The organism is Chryseobacterium sp. MMS23-Vi53, assembly GCF_047651245.1.
GTDB lineage: Bacteria > Bacteroidota > Bacteroidia > Flavobacteriales > Weeksellaceae > Chryseobacterium.
On the sequence record NZ_CP180265.1, the window covers coordinates 723,235 to 739,137 of the forward strand.

9 protein-coding genes are annotated in these 15,903 nt (G+C 35.4%); all 9 read right to left on the reverse strand.

The features are described 5' to 3' along the window. Nucleotides 1-200: 200 nt before the first annotated feature. The 9 genes from rhaT to ACKX2A_RS03390 all read right to left on the reverse strand — a co-directional run bounded on the left by rhaT (nt 201) and on the right by ACKX2A_RS03390 (nt 15,734). Nucleotides 201-1,289, reverse strand: coding sequence for an L-rhamnose/proton symporter RhaT (rhaT, locus tag ACKX2A_RS03350; protein WP_415327620.1), 1,089 nt, complete (start codon nt 1,287-1,289; stop codon nt 201-203). A 514-nt stretch (nt 1,290-1,803) separates the two neighbouring features. Further along, entirely contained in the window at nt 1,804-2,952 is a 1,149-nt protein-coding gene (locus ACKX2A_RS03355; protein ID WP_415327621.1) for a glycoside hydrolase family 88 protein, read from the reverse strand. Between the two features lie 163 nt (nt 2,953-3,115). After that, nucleotides 3,116-3,892: a rhamnogalacturonan acetylesterase gene (locus ACKX2A_RS03360; RefSeq protein ID WP_415327622.1), complete on the reverse strand. Its 777-nt coding sequence runs from the start codon at nt 3,890-3,892 to the stop codon at nt 3,116-3,118. A 151-nt stretch (nt 3,893-4,043) separates the two neighbouring features. Beyond that, the gene (locus tag ACKX2A_RS03365; protein ID WP_415327623.1) at nt 4,044-5,918 is read right to left on the reverse strand and encodes a rhamnogalacturonan lyase; all 1,875 of its coding nucleotides are present in this window, start codon (nt 5,916-5,918) and stop codon (nt 4,044-4,046) included. A 423-nt stretch (nt 5,919-6,341) separates the two neighbouring features. Beyond that, nucleotides 6,342-7,139 (reverse strand): hypothetical protein, encoded by a 798-nt coding sequence (locus ACKX2A_RS03370; protein ID WP_415327624.1) that lies wholly within the window; start codon nt 7,137-7,139, stop codon nt 6,342-6,344. A 147-nt stretch (nt 7,140-7,286) separates the two neighbouring features. Next, nucleotides 7,287-10,058 carry a glycosyl hydrolase gene (locus ACKX2A_RS03375; protein WP_415327625.1) on the reverse strand — a complete coding sequence of 924 codons (2,772 nt, stop codon included), beginning with the start codon at nt 10,056-10,058 and terminating at the stop codon, nt 7,287-7,289. Between the two features lie 116 nt (nt 10,059-10,174). After that, complete coding sequence (locus tag ACKX2A_RS03380; protein ID WP_415327626.1) at nt 10,175-11,497, reverse strand: rhamnogalacturonan acetylesterase; 1,323 nt, start codon at nt 11,495-11,497, stop codon at nt 10,175-10,177. Nucleotides 11,498-11,499: 2 nt separating this feature from the next. Then, nucleotides 11,500-14,355 (reverse strand): glycoside hydrolase family 2 TIM barrel-domain containing protein, encoded by a 2,856-nt coding sequence (locus ACKX2A_RS03385; RefSeq protein WP_415327627.1) that lies wholly within the window; start codon nt 14,353-14,355, stop codon nt 11,500-11,502. Continuing rightward, nucleotides 14,355-15,734, reverse strand: a complete 1,380-nt coding sequence (locus tag ACKX2A_RS03390; protein WP_415327628.1) for a glycoside hydrolase family 28 protein — start codon at nt 15,732-15,734, stop codon at nt 14,355-14,357. The genes ACKX2A_RS03385 and ACKX2A_RS03390 overlap by 1 nt, the downstream gene beginning before the upstream one ends. Nucleotides 15,735-15,903: the final 169 nt, after the last annotated feature.

The following is a 15,903-nucleotide window of genomic DNA, read 5'->3' on the forward strand; positions in this document are numbered from 1 at the left end:
AAGATTTACATTCTTTAAAATTCATTTTACAGAAAAAACATAACCGCTTATCAATCAGCTCAATTTTACTTAAAATATAGAACAAAAAAAGACACCGAAAAATCAGTGTCTTCTTACTAGATGGGATTAAACATGAAACTGTATATGATATAAAGCAAAAAACTTGAAAATGCTAAATTTTGTTTAATCCAATCTTTATATTATCGTAAAGAATTTCCGTATCCAACAATCAAAATAGAAATAAACATTACGATCATGCCTACAACAATCGTGGAAATCGTTTTCTTGGAAACTCCTTTCCATTCTTTAATAATGACTCCCCACAAATTGGCAATCAAGATAATGAAAGCCATGTGTAAAATCCAAGAGCTTGGGCCATTTCCCATTTTACTTTCTCCCATTCCGTAGAAGAAAAACTGCAAAAACCACATCGTTCCGGCAAGAGCGCAGAAAATAATGTTGGCTACAACAGGTACATTTTTCTTTTTATAATCGGTATAAGATTTATTTTTAAATGAAAGATAAAGACAGCCGATTAAATTAGTCGCCATTCCTCCCCAAAGCACAACAACATAAGTGACGTTATTTTGAAAAAGAAATTCTCCCTGTCCCGGATTTGCCAACTTCCATGCTTCGTTGGCTACGACTGCCATTGGTTTTCCTGCTTCTAAACCGAAATTAAAACAAGCACTCAAAACACCTGAAATAATGGAAACCAACAAACCTAAACCGAATTTATATTCTGTTTTCACTTCCGTTCCATGTGGATCTAAAGAGTCTGTCTTCAATTCTTTTTCCTTCATCATTCCTGCTTTTCCGCTGATGATGATTCCGACAACGCAGACCAGAAGTCCCAGCAAAACAAACTGTCCCCAAGAACTTGAAAACATTAAACCAATATTATCTTTTCCCGTTTCAGGTGAAAATTCATAATAAATGGAAGGAACAAGCGATCCGAAAATCATGCAAAGTCCCAAAATAATGCTGCTTCCCAAAGCCACGCCCAAATATCGAACGCCCAAACCATAGGTAAATCCGCCAATTCCCCATAAAGCACCAAATAAAAACGTTAATCCTAATATTGATGAACTTTCATTTTGGATGATTTCCCAGAAATTCGGGATCGTCATAAAAGCAGCCAATGGCGGAACAATAATCCATGAGACAATTCCCCCGATTAACCAATAGGTTTCCCACGACCATCCTTTTACTTTTTTATAGGGTAAATAAAAACTTCCGGAAGAAAAGCCTCCCAAAAAATGAAAAAAAACTCCTAATAATGCGTTCATACTTTTATCTTATGGATTGAATTTGAAAATTAATACTATGGAATCGATTGCGCATCTTGTAGTGTCATGCACATGATTTTATTGCTTCCTTTTCGGTAATAAATCTAAGATTTTTTCTGAATTTTGGTAATATTGATTGATTTTCGAAATATTTGCGAAACATTAATCCCTTTAACGTAAAGATTTTCAATTCAATATAATTCTATTTTAGTAAAAAAGAGAAGGAATAAATTCGTTTTTTAAATGACCACTTTAGAAAAAATTTCACCATTTTTTAAACTTAGATTATTAAAATTGAATTTCAGAGATATAAATCGCTTGCAAAAAATAAGGCTTTAACTAAATTTTAGTTAAAGCCTTATTGAAAACCTAATTTTATCAATCGGACTAAAACCCGACTCTATTGATTACTTTTTGCCACAAATACACGAATTTTTATGTATGATTATTTGACTTTTAACAATAAAAAACTAAAAAGTAATTCCTGAAAATTCGTGCATTCGTGGCAAAAAAGTTATTTCAATTTATAAACCTCACTCGCGGCAAGCAATACACAACCCAATCCGTAATCTTCAAAATCTGGTTCTTTGCTTACAGAAAGTGGTTGTCCATCTTTTGGCTCTTTTCCTGTTCCCTGAACCCAACCTAAAAATCCGTTTGGCTGAACAGAATCTTTTACAATCGCGTTCCAAGCTTTGATAACAACGGGTAAATATGTTTTTTTATCAATCAAACCTTTGTTGATTCCGTAAGCCATTCCGTATACGAAAAGAGCTGTTCCTGTTGTTTCTTTTCCGCCAAAATTTGTTGGATCATGAAGGCTTACATTCCAAAAACCATCCTCCCTTTGGATTGGAAGCAATGCCGATAATAGATCTTTATAATCCTGCAAATATTCTTTATAATGCGGATCAGATTTTGGAGTATCTTCCAGGGTACGCGCCAATGCAGTCACTACCCAACCGTTTCCACGGCTCCAGTAGCAATCTTCGCCATTCGGTTCTTTATAAGGCGGAACGAAGCTTTTATCTCTCCACCAAAGCTTATCTTTTGCGTTGTACAAACCGTTTCCGCCATGTTTGTATTTTGTGTAAGCGTACATTTCGTAATTTCTGTCAAAATACTTTTTGTCACCCGTAATTCTTCCCAATTTCGTAAAAATCGGCATCGACATTTGTAAAGCATCAATCCACCACCAATCGTCGACTTGTTTGGTTGCAATCATGCTGTCCATAGAAGCTTTCACGGCTTTTATTCTTTCAGGATTTTTTTTACCATCAATCTCGTAAAGATCAAGATAAGTCTGTCCGCAAGCTTGATGATCGGCATTTCGGGTGTATGTTCCACGCATAAGATCCCAATTGTGTTTTTGTGACCAGTCGATCGCATAATTGTAATATTCTTTTTTCGGATCTACTTTGTAAAGAGCAATAAGCCCTTCGTAATAAACAGCGCGAGTCCAAAGATTACTTGGCCAGACTTTTTTCCCGACAATTTCTTTTCCGGGATCCTGCCATTTATCCATAAAATATTTGTTTGCCCTTTCCGCGACTTCCAAAACTTCCTTTTTATTGGGAAGAGTTGTTTTTTGTTTTTGAGCCGACAAGGAGGTAACCCCTCCGATCATCAGTGCAAAAAAACTTGCTGTTAGTAATTTTTTCATATGTAAATATTTATTTTTTTATTTTAATTAAATTGTTAGTTGTTGGTTTAACGCAAAAGGCGCAAAGATTTTTTTTAACTACTATTTGTTTTTAAATTCGAAAAGGCGTTTCACTTAACAAAGACCGCAAAAAATCTTAACTCAATTCATTATAATTAGATTCTTATTTTATATATTTTTTTATTTCACAACCTTTCAATTGCTTGATTCCTTTGGTTACCAATTCTGCGTTTAGAATTGCTCCTTCTTTATTTGTGTGAGTATGGTCTTTTGGAAAAAATGCTTTCACTTTTTCTTCACCCATTTCTTGATATTTTTCAATAACCATTTCATTTAGATCAATAAAATAAGCTCCCGTTTGTTTTGCGACTTCATGTGCCCAAACTCCATATTTATCTTTTTCAATTTTACCGTTTTTATCAAAATTATTTCTCGGAACAGGTGAAAGAATAATCGGAATGGCACCTTTAGCCTTTGCTTCATTGGCATATTTTCTCATGTAATGACCATATGTATAAACGGTCTCATTCACTTTTCGGATCGGGTTGTAAATATCTTTTGATTCCTCTCCAATTCCTTTTATTGAACCTCTTGCTCTTAATGTATCCGCCAATTCTCCGCCATCATTATGACCGAACTGCATTAAAACATAATCTCCTTTTTTAATCGTTTTCATAATCGAATCCCAACGTCCTTCCGTTATAAAGGTTCGGCTGCTTCTTCCGCCCTTTGCATGATTTTGAATTTCGATTTTATTAGAATTTAAATATAAATCCATAAAACTTCCCCAACCCCAAAGTGAATCTGCTCCTTTTCCAGAACCGTTTTGTACTGTTGAATCTCCGATAATATAAAGCACCGGTTTTTCCTGAAGCTTTTGAAATGAAGCGCCTAAAAATGCGACCAACAGAACCAATGGAAGAATGATTTTAATTTTCATGAGTTTTTTATTTTAATGGTGAATCTCGAACACTAAGCTCACTAAGTTTTATTCAATTATTTATTTCTTTTAGTTTCACAAAGCCGCTAACGCTTATAAGTTTAATTAAATCATAAATATTCGTGCATTCCTGGCAAATAAATATTTATCCTTAATCTTTTTTGGTGTAAATATTCGGCTTTGGAATTTCTTTCACCGACTCATCCAAATAATAATCTGTATGCGGCGGTTGATTATAACCCACATTTTGCCAGACGATACTCAGTCGATACTGCGGATTGTGCATTAAAGTATACAAACGATGCTTCGTCGGAATTGTTGAACTGAAAATTCGTAATTCCTGATTATCAGCGGTTCTGTAAATCAATTCCTCGCGCCAGTCTCCGAATAAATCGGCGACCAAAGACGGGTTTTTCTTTGTTCCGTTATTCGATTCACATTGAAAATTTTTAGCATCAAAAATGACATTTGATTTTGAATTTTTCCAGTCCCATTTTGAAACAACAGTTCCGTCTAAAATTTCGCTTAAAAAATCCCCATCCCAATAAATTCCCATGTTAACGGCAGGATTTTTTTCGGCAATTTTATTTCCTTTCGCATCATAAAGCCCTTTCACTCCCGCTCCTGCAGCCCAGCATTCTGAACCTGCATAACGAGGATCAATATTTAATGACAATCCTCTTCCAGGTCCTTGAAATTTGCTTTTTGCACTGTACTCCAAAGAAGGTAATTTCCATAAAACTTTTCCGGTTTTTCCATCCCTAAAATGCGCTCCTGCATCATCAAATCTTTCCTGAATATCAAAAATTTCCAGTCCCGGATTTGATGGATCTAGATCACCTACATGTAACGCATCACCATGACCGTAGCCCGTACTGTTCAAGACTTTTCCATCGTCATCAACCGTCATTGCTCCGTAAATAATTTCGTCTTTTCCGTCATTATCGACATCTGCAATGCTTAAGTTATGATTTCCTTGTCCGCGATATTTTTTGTTTTCTTCTGAACTTTCGGTATCAAATAACCAACGAAGACTCAATTTTTTATCTTTATAATCCCAAGCTGCGATCGCTGTTCTTGTATAATAACCTCTCGACATCACAATACTTGGTGTTTTTCCGTCTAAATAAGCTACCGCTCCCAAAAATCGGTCGATGCGATTTCCTTTTGCATCGCCCCAAGTTTCAGTCATTTCTTCATTAGTTGGATTTAAACTTCCTGCAGATCTTGGAACTTGGTAGTTTACGGTATTAATTTCTGCTCCGGTTTGTCCGTCGAACACCGTCAGAAATTCGGGTCCGGAAAGAATCATTCCATTTTCGTTGACGTAATTTTTTGTCGGATCTCCGATAAATTTTCCTTTTCCATCTTTGCTTCCATCTGCGGTTTTCATTACAATTTCTGCTTTTCCGTCCTGATCTAAATCGTACACCAAAAATTGCGTGTAATGCGCTCCTTCTCTGATATTTTTGCCTAAATTAATTTCCCACAAAAATGTTCCGTTCATTTTATAAGCCTGAATAATCGGTGGATCCGTCTCACCTTTCTGACTGTTGTCGTGCGACCTTCCTGTTTGATGAAGGATGATTTCGAATTCTCCATCTCCATCCAAATCTGCAACAGAAATATCGTTTGGAGTGTATCCTGTAGGTGTTTTTAACGGAATTGAAAAATATGGTTTTTGATTTGCGGTATATTTTGCAAAGTCTGCATCAACTTCCTTATCTTGTGTATTTGATTTAACAAAATAGGTGTAGTTTTTCCCTTTATTTGCAGTTTTATCCAAGAAATTGGTTTCGTTTACCAAAGGCTTGGAATTTAATTTTATGGTTGAATTATTTTCCGTTCGGTAGACATCAAAATGAGTGTTTTGCGCTTCAGTTCCCAACAATCGCCAACTTACGAAGACTCCTGATTCGGCAGAAATCGCGACAATTCCTCTTTTCAGGTATTCCATTTGTCTTTGGGCAAAGAATGTTTGCGAAAGAAATAGGGCGGATGTAATGAATATGTATTTGATTTTCATAATTGTACATTATTTTTCATTTTTTTCTGTAAAAAAGATGAAGCAACAGGTTGCTCCTTCGGAGCTTGTTTGTATGATCTTCATTTTATCTATTAACAGTAAATCCCGCTGGGATTTTAAAAGTTCCGTTAGGAACGGACTGTTAATAGGGATATAATCATTTAATTAATTAAAGCTCTAGAAGAGCGACCTGTAAATTGTATTTCAATTTTTTATTCACAAGAATAATCACTTTACTTTTTTACCCAAAAATGTCTGCTTTTCGAAATACCATTTGTTTCTTCGATTTTTTGCGTTGAATTGCTCGCAGCCCGACTTGAGCGGAAATCCTTTTTGTGTAGCAAAGCGGAACAAAAAGATTGGGAGCGGAAGGCGGATTAAGCTGCCCCAAAATTAATATTCAATCGATTGCGCAAACTAAATCTATTTAACTTGTTTCAATAACCATTTTACCCATTCTTCAGTTCCTTGATAGTTGGTAAAATCGGCAGGTAACTTTTTTCCGTCTATATATTCGTTGTAGCACCACGGGTCGCCCAATGCGAAAACAGTTCCTTTTCCAACTTTTGCAATCGCTGCAATATTCTTACCTTCTGCCGATAGAAAGGCTTTCGCAGGTACTTTTACTTCTATCGTGCTCACTTCTTTCATGTATAATTTTTGAGCAGAAAACACTGGATTTCCTTCCTCCACAATCACTTTTCCCTGTTCGAATTCCCTTCCTTTCACTCGATTGATACTGTCATCATTGAAATGAATTCCGAATTTTTCTGCCAATTGGTTGAAATGTACAAATTCTGAATTTCCGTTGTCGTTGCTCATCAAGACCAGAACTCCGCCCTTTTTCACCCATTCTTCCAAGTTTTTAATGGTTGTTGGATCTATTAAATTAGCTTTTCCACCGTAAGCTTCTTTATCGATATCCGCGTCCACAATGATGTAGATATTGGCTTTTTTTAAATCACTTTTAGTTGGAGCAGTCGTAAGTGTAGCGATTTCTGCGCCTTGCTTTTTAAAAATTTCGCCCAATAAAGAAAAACCGCCGTTGGTTGTATCGTTCCATGTGTAGTGCCAAGATTCCAAGACTTTAGTTTCTTTATTTTCCTTTTTTTCGTTATTGAAAAAGTTGTCTAAAACTACTTTTGGCTTGTTTTGGGCATTGGAAAGTCCAAATGTTATTAGACTTCCTAATGTGAAAATTTTTAATATGTTTTGTTTCATTTCTTGAATATTTTATTTAACGCAAAGTACGCAAAGATTTTCTTTTACTACTATTCGTTTTTAAGTTCGCAAAGGCGTTTCACTTAACTAAGATCGCAGAGTTTTTAAACTTGTATAATTTTAAACTATTTTTCTTTTTAAATAATTTTATTTTGAATAATGAATTGGAATTAATTGAATTTCGCCATCTAAACCTGAAGGTTGAACTTTCCAATTTGAAGCGTCGAATGGTTTATAATCGATGTTTACAAAATTGATTTCATGATAATTTCGCCACTGAATTTTATTTTGATCCATATATCGAATTCTGTTCGCCATCAAATTACAAACCTCAATCTGAATGGTATTTTTTCCTCTTTTAAGATATTTTCCGATGTTGATTTCAAACGGAATGCTCCAGACAATTCCTGCATTCTGACCGTTGACAATTACTTTTGCACTTTCATATAATTTATCGAATTTCAGTACAAAATCGTCGGCTTTTTTATTTAATTTAAATGAAGTGGTGTAAACTCCGGTTCCTGAAAAACTCTGTGTCGAAGTGTCTTCTGTAAAATTCGTCCAAGGTCGAAGTTTATCTAAAGTTTTGGATTTCGGAAGTTCGGGACCGCCTTCTTTGAAAGTAAGCTGCCAAGGTTGATTTAAAACAATTGGAGCTTCTGTTTTTTCAATATATTTCCATTTTGAAATTGATGAATCAATATTTTCAGAAGTTTTTATTATTAATGATTCTCCTGATTTTAATTGAACTTTTACCGAATTATTCTTCGTTTCAGCAATTCCGAATTCTCCGTTTTCAGGATTCATCAGAGTAACCTGTTTTCCAATAAAATTCAATGGAATATTTTGATTGATTTCTTTTGACGTGTGATTGACTATGTAATAATATTTTCCACCGTCGAATTTTCTTCTGACGAATTTCAATCCTGTATCCGTCAATTTTTCTCTTTCGATTTTTAAATATTCCAACCCTTTTTCAACATCAGAACTCAACACAATTTTTCCTTTTCCGAATGTTGCTGATTTTACATTTCCATCTTGCTGAAAAGAAATTTTAGCCCATAAAGATTGTAATTCGTTTCTTCTTTTTTCAAATTCAAAAAATCCCGGAACGTCTTTTGGCTCGCTTTGAAAAATTACAGAAGTTCCGTTTTGAGCCAGATTTAAAATATTTTTCAAGGTTGATTCTGAGAAATAATTCAGTTGAGGAATAATTAAAACTTTATAAGAACCTCCGTTCTCCGAAACCTGAATATTTTGATTTACCGACTTCGCCTCACCAATCATTTTGTCCGAAATCATATCCAGAGAATAGCCTGATTTTCCTAATTTCTCAAGATTTTCATAAAAGACAGTCGGATGCAGCCACTTTTCAATATTATGAATTTTGAATGCCATATCCTTTCCTTTCGGATTTGCCCATTGGTCATAAACCGGCCAATACATCAGGATTTCGTTATCGGATTTTCCGCTTTGTAAAACAGATTGCGTTCTTTCAATATAAGAATTTAAACCTTTAATATTTGGCCATAAGGAATTTTCAGGAACGAAATTCGTCGAAGCATAAAACAACAAGCCTGGAAACTGCACATCAGCGGGCGTGTAAGTTGTTCCGTGATAAAAAATATGGTTGATTCCAGATAAAAAAATCTGTTCTGCTTCAGGTTTTACCTGTGACCAAGACGTTTTGAAATGCTCCGTCAACCAAGTGAAAGATTCGTTTGAAATCAAAGGTTTTCCGGTAATATTTGCTGCCGAAGAAGCGAATTTCAACATATTAATGTCGGGAACTTCCTTCGTATTAATATCTTCCAGATTTCTTCTCAGACCCTGAATATCAAATTTTGTACTTCCGAAAGTTTCAGATTCGGGAATATCTACTGCAGCGTATAAATCGAGCAAATTTCCCGGAGAACCGTGTGCCTGATTGGTATTTTTTGAGTTTTTTGAATGTGCCCAATTCGTAAAGTTTTCTGTGAAATTATGAAGAATCAACTCGCTCATCGTTTCACGGTAATCGGATTTTATTCTTCCTGCCAATTCGCTTTCCTCATCGCTCACCAAATATTTGATATACTGACTTAAATCGTAACCTCTTCTTTTCTTAAATTCTTCTTTAAAATCGGCAGTCCAATCTGCACCGTAAACTTCATAACTGTCATTGAAAAACGAACGGATTCCATAGTTTGAATTTCCAAAAGCTTTATCAAAAGTTTCCAGATAATCTTTCGTCGCATCGGGAGAAAAATGGTCTAACGTATAGCCATCGCCACCCGGAGCGGCACGTTTTACTTTCTGTAAAGTTTTACCAACAAAAACTGCGTAGATTGTCCATTTTCCAGAGGTTGGTTTCCAGTTTAAAGTTCCGTCCTGAGTCACTTTATCTGTTAAAACAACCGCTTCATTTTTCTCGTTGTAAGCGGTAACGATATCCAATTTTGTGTTTTTTAAATTCTTCTGCTTTTCGTCTTTTAAAACAATCTTTTCAGAGAATTTTTCATTGGGTTGAATGTCATAAGTTTGAACAATCATTTTTGTCGCAGCATCCTGTTCATCAACTTGAGGTCCGCCAATTGGCCAACCTGTTCCTACTGCCATATCAACGCCCATATTCAGACTTTTGGCTTTAGCTGTCGTGAATTGAAGCATTTTCATCCATTCCGGAGAAAGATAATTGATGTATTTATTCTCAAACCCTTTTGCACCGTAAATCGGGACAATTTCTACTCCACCGAAACCTGCCTTGGAAAGGGTTGTCAATTGCTTGTCTAAACCTTTTTCGTCAACGGCATTTCCCATCCACCACCAACGCGTCCAAGGTTGAGCGGTATTGGTCGCTTTTGACCATGGATTCTGTGCGGAAAGATTTCCGAAGGCAAAACAGATGACACTTAGTTTTATGATGTTTCTAATATTCATTATTAATTTTTTTAAGTTTTGTCATTTCGAGGAATGAGAAATCTACTACTGCAAGATTCTTCATTTCACTTCGTTTCATTCAGAGTGACAAACAACAAATTATTACTTAGAGCAATTTAATTTCCATCAGGTTTTAAAGATTCCATAAAAACAGATTCCGGCCAGTGGAATTTTTCTACATCATCGGGTTTGTTGGGGTTAAAATTTCTATAATTCTTTGAAATGTATTTCTTCAACGGTAAATTTTGGTCAACGATGGATTTTACGACACATTTTGCCAATTCATAAGCTCCGTAAGGATTGAAATGCGTATCGTCTGCCAAAGCATTCGGTTGATTGGGATAAACGTTTGCGGGATAATACACAAATGCTTTCTTCGCCGCTTCCGGTCCCATCGCTTCGAACAATGTTTTGCTTGATGCATTTAAATCAATCAAATCCACTTTTTCTTCTTTTGCAGTTTCCCGCATAGCATCAGGAAAATCGTCTAAAGTGTTGACAATTTTATTGTTTTCGTCAAAAACTCTGCGATTCATAGAAGTGACCAAAACAGGAATTGCGCCCAATTGTTTTGCTTTTTGAATCCATTCTTTTAATCTTTTTCGATAACCTGATTTTGTACTGTTTCCTGATTTTTGGTCGTTGTGACCGAATTGGATGAATAAATAATCTCCAGGTTTTATTTGAGTCCAGATTTTATCGATTCGGTGGCGGTCTTCGAATGCTTTTAAGGTTTCACCGCTCTCGGCATAATTAGCAATCACCACTTCATTCGGAACGAAAAAATACGGTAACATCTGTCCCCAAGAAGCCCACGGCTCGTATTGCGCATCAACAACCGTTGAATCTCCTGTTAAATAAATGGTTTTCGCCGTTGTGTTGGGTTGAATAATTATTGAGCCTACTTTCGGAGTTTTATCATTGAATTCAATCGTCAGCAAATTATCCCAATGTAAATATTTTGTTTCTCTTGGTTTTAATTTTACAATTCCGATTTTTTCGCCGTTTTGATTTCGGATGATGCTGTCTTTTACGTGAACAGAAATTTGTTTTTCAACAATTTCGCCCTGTTTTGTTTTGATATCATTCAACATCAATCGGCGGTTTTCTACACGAACTGTTGTTTCCGAACTTCCTTTTGTATCACCTAAATTCAGTTTAATATCATAATTTCCTTCAGGAATCGTGACCGAAAAATAGAAAGGTTTGTCGCTCGTGATGAAATCTCCCGTTAAAGCATTCCCGCCGTTGTCAACAGATTTTAAGCCGGAAACATCCATAAATCCGTAACCTACCTTTCTATCAAATTTTGAAGTCGAAGTAATGGGAATAAAACCCTTTTCCACTCTATTTCCACCAAAATCAAATTTGAAACTGGTTTGCTGTCCAAAATAAAATGAACAGATGCATAGCACTAAAAACGGAACTATTTTACTCATAATTAATCTGTTAAAATATTTTCTTTCGGCATTGTAAACTGTTTGTTTTCATCACCTAAATCCGGCAATCCGAAATAGAAATATAAGGTTCTTTTAAACATTCCGTTCAGATGATTCGGTTCGCTTTCCGGTCCTAAAGATTCGGTTTTATCGTTAATGTTAAAAGCCAAAACAGTTCCTAAAGGTGGAATGGCATCTAAAAATGAAATATTTCCGCTTGGCAATTTTGGATATCCTTCCGCTCCATAAATTCCATAAAAATCGAAAAGTCTGACGAACATTTTTTCTTCTTTGGTTCCGACCGTTATTTTCCCTTCCGCAGTATTCAATTGCAACCACGAAACATCATCAAAATAGCCTTTAAATTCAGGGTAAATCCAAGGTGATTGTCCGGTTCTTGTTGAATTTTTTAAATTCTGCCAAACATTATAAGTCTGTCCCTGCAAACGGTTTTTCCAAACGTGATAAGGCCCTTTTCCGAGCCATTTTGCATTGATGACGTAATTTTCAGGATAGTCGAAACTTACACCTGAAAACTGGTAATCTCCCGACAAAGAATATTCATAATTTAATTCTAAAACTCCGTTTGGATTCAGTTTCCAGATGATTTTATTTCCGTTTTTGTAATTAACTTCAATCAGTTGATTTTTTCCTTCTGCAAAAGATCTTATGGATGATAATTCCATTGTCCCGTTAACGAAAACTGGGCCGTTTTTGAAGGTCATTTTTTTGCCTTTTTTATCGACAATAACTGATTTTAATAAACCGTCGTTTTTCCCAATGATAAATTCTTTTTCGTCTGATTTTAAAATAAATTCAGCATCATTTTCTGCCACAGAAACCGGAAATTCTTTAATTAAAGATTTAGAAAATTGCTTCGAAATCTCATTATTAGACTTAACTTTCCAAGTCCAGGTGTAAATTTCTTTTCCAAAAGCATCGGTTGCGGTTAATAATAAAGCTTCATTTTCTTGCCAGTTTGAAGGAAGATTTAAATTAATATTTCCTTTTTCGGTAGGTTGAATATTGGGTGATTCTACTTTTCCTGTTTTAATAATATCAAAACCAGATTCAGAAGAAAATGGTGTTTTAAACTTAATTAATTTCCATTCAAACTGACAGTCCTTTAAATTCGTAAAATGATAGCGGTTTTCCACAGGAATCCTTCCGTTAAAATCATTTGGAAGCGTTTTCAAATCAATTTTTACCGGGCTGTAAATTTCACGGATAGCATAAAAACTCCCTTCCTTTTCTCGATGTGGCCCTAAAACTCCGTCGGGAGCGTTGATTGCATTCACATCAATCTGATTGTTGAAATCTGTCCGTGCCAAACCTTCATCTACAAAAGCCCAAAGAAAACCGCCCGCTCCTTTTTTGGAATTCCAGTGCAGTTCCCAATAATCGGCTAGAGAAGTTCCGCCACCACCGTCATCTTGTGCGTGTAAAAACTCGGTCGGCATATAAATATTTTCGCCTTCGAGAATGTTTTTTGTACTGTAATAATCTTCGTAATGATTGCAGTCGATGCCATTGAAGGCATTCCCTGGCTTGTGATGGGCGTGAATCACGGGACGGTTTGACAAGTCATATTTTGCAAATTCATTGTCCAAATCAAAATTATGTCCGCCTTCATTTCCGTTGCTCCAGAAAATAATCGATGGATGATTTGCATCTCTCATAACCATTTCTTTCACAAGCTTTTTCCCGACTTCTGTGCTGTATTTTTTTTGCCAACCCGCCAATTCATCCAAAACGTATAAACCAAGCGAATCGCAAATTTTTAGAAACGATTTGTTTGGTGGATAATGAGAACAGCGAACGGCATTCATATTCATTTCTTTGATGAGCTGAACGTCCATTAAATCTATGTTTTCCGTAACCGCTCTTCCTGTTTCCGGCCACCAAACGTGACGGTTGATGCCTTTCATTTTCACTTTTGTTCCGTTGATGAAAATTCCGTCACCTTTTCTGATTTCGATTGTTCTAAAACCGAATTTTTCTTCGGTTTGACTGATTGTTTTTTTGTTTTTATTTAAAGTAAATTTTGCTTTGTATAAATTCGGAGTTTCTGCCGTCCAAAGTTTTGGGTTTTTAATGGAAAATTGAATATGCTTTAAAGTATCTCCTTTTTGAATTTGAACCTGAGATTCGCCAACCAAATTATTTTTAACATCAAATAACTCTACTTTTATATTGTTGGCAGAATTAATTTCATTTAACTCAATATTCGAACGAAAAGTTCCATCTGCTTTAGCCTCAATGGCTGTTGATGAAATATATTCTTTCGGATTGGCTTCCAAATAAACTGGTCGGAAAATTCCGCCCAAAATCCAATAATCTGCGAGACGTTCTGCGTTATTGACCGATTTATCAGCCGACATTTTGGAAACTTTTACTTCTAAAATATTTTCTTTTCCGAACTGAATTTTATCCGAAATATTATATTTAAATTCATAAAAAGCACCCTGATGAATTACTCCGGCTGATTTTCCGTTGATTTTCACTTCCGTGTCCGTCATTGAACCTTCAAAAACTATGTTGATGGTTTTTCCTTTCCATGAATTGGGAACGGTGAATTTGTGTTTGTACAAACCTGTTTCGTCGTGAAACTTGAAGTTTTTACCATAAGTCACATAATCCCGGCCGTAGTTGTAAGAACCAAAACCTTGTTGTTCCCAATGAGAAGGCACGTTTATTTTGCTCCAGCTTCCTGATTTTCTACCGGAGTTTATCCAAAAATCCCATTCTTTGGTGTATTCGGAATCTTTCCCAGTTAAGAATTGAATTTCTTTAGACTGAGAAAATAAAAGTTGTGAGAAGACACACAGTAGAGCAAATATTTTAGAAGAAAAATTCATTATTTTGCAGCAATGTCGGAATCGTCTTTTTTATCGTAATTCTGGCTTAGAGATGCTACTTTTATAACATCAACTTTAGTTTGTTTTAAATTTTGAATAGCATTTAAATTCTGTTCTTCAGGCTTTACAGCTTTAATTTTTAAGTTTTCAAAAGTGAAATCCTTCAACTCGTATAAATCTGATTTCTCAATATCAAAAGCTGTTTGACAACTGATGTCGATATTTTTTAATATAATATTATTCGCTAATCTTGTTTTAGGTTTTTCTTCACCTTTCAGATCAAAAAACTGATTCCAGCCTTTTATATATAAAAACGTTTTTACATTTCCTGTGATGTTGTCGAGCGTAATGTATTCGTAATGTTGAGGCGTGTCGGGACGCATTTTCAGGTGCAATAATCTAGAAGCATCATTCACTGTTGAGTTTCTGAAAATGATGTTGTAATTATGGATCGATTCACTTCCGCAAGTGAGTGCAGAATGGCAAAATCCGAAATTGTTGTCTTCGATGATGATGTTCCTGTTTTCTCCATTTTCAGTGGCTTTGTCGGCTTTTGGACCTTTTCCTCCTTTTAAAGCGATAGCATCATCGTTTACTGACAAATAACAATTTTTAACCAAGAAATTTGAACAGGCATCGATGTCTATTGCGTCTGTGCTTGGCGCTTTTACTGGTTCTTTGGGTGCTAAAATTGTTAGGTTTAATAATTTTACGAATTCACTTTTATAATAATGTGTGCTCCAGAAGGGTGAATTTTTCACGGTAATTCCTTCAATCTGAATGTTTTTTGAATTGGAAACATAGATAATTCTAGGTCGCATTTCATCCATATTGGTGCATTTAGGATTCCATTCGCGTCTTTTCCAGAAAGATTTCCAATATCTTAGTCCGTTTCCGTCGAGCGTTCCTTTTCCTGAAATGGTGAAACCATCCAATCCGTCTGCATTAATTAAAGCCGGAAAATATTTCACAGTTTGACCTTCCATTCGTGTTATAACCACCGGAAAATCATTGATGTCATCGCTTCCTTTTAATTTTGCTCCGTTTTCTAAATATAAATGTGTTCCCTGTTTAAAGAAAAGTGAACTGATTAAAAATGTTCCCTTTGGTACTACAATTACTCCACCTCCATTTTTCGCAGCATTATCTATAACTGCCTGAATTTGTTTGGTCTGAAGAACCGTGCTATCATTCTTTAATCCATTTTCTGTAAGAATGTATTTTTTCCCTAATTTATTGATATCCGTAGGTTTGTTTTCTTTAAACCATCTCGGAATCGCTGTTCCGTCCGGGAATTTATCCTGACTTTTAAATTCCGCCGAAGAGAAAAAAAATATGCATGATGTAAAGAAAAGCTTGGATATATTGTGAAATTTCATAATCTTTTTCAGTAAATGCTGAATTTATTTTAATTAAACGAATTAACAAAAATAAAAATATACATTTTAGGTTCTCATGGCATCCTGTTCTTTCATGTGGGAATTTTTGGTTGCTGGTTGATTGTTTTTTTGTTGTTGGTTTGTGGTTTCTGGCTGATCGCAAAGGCGC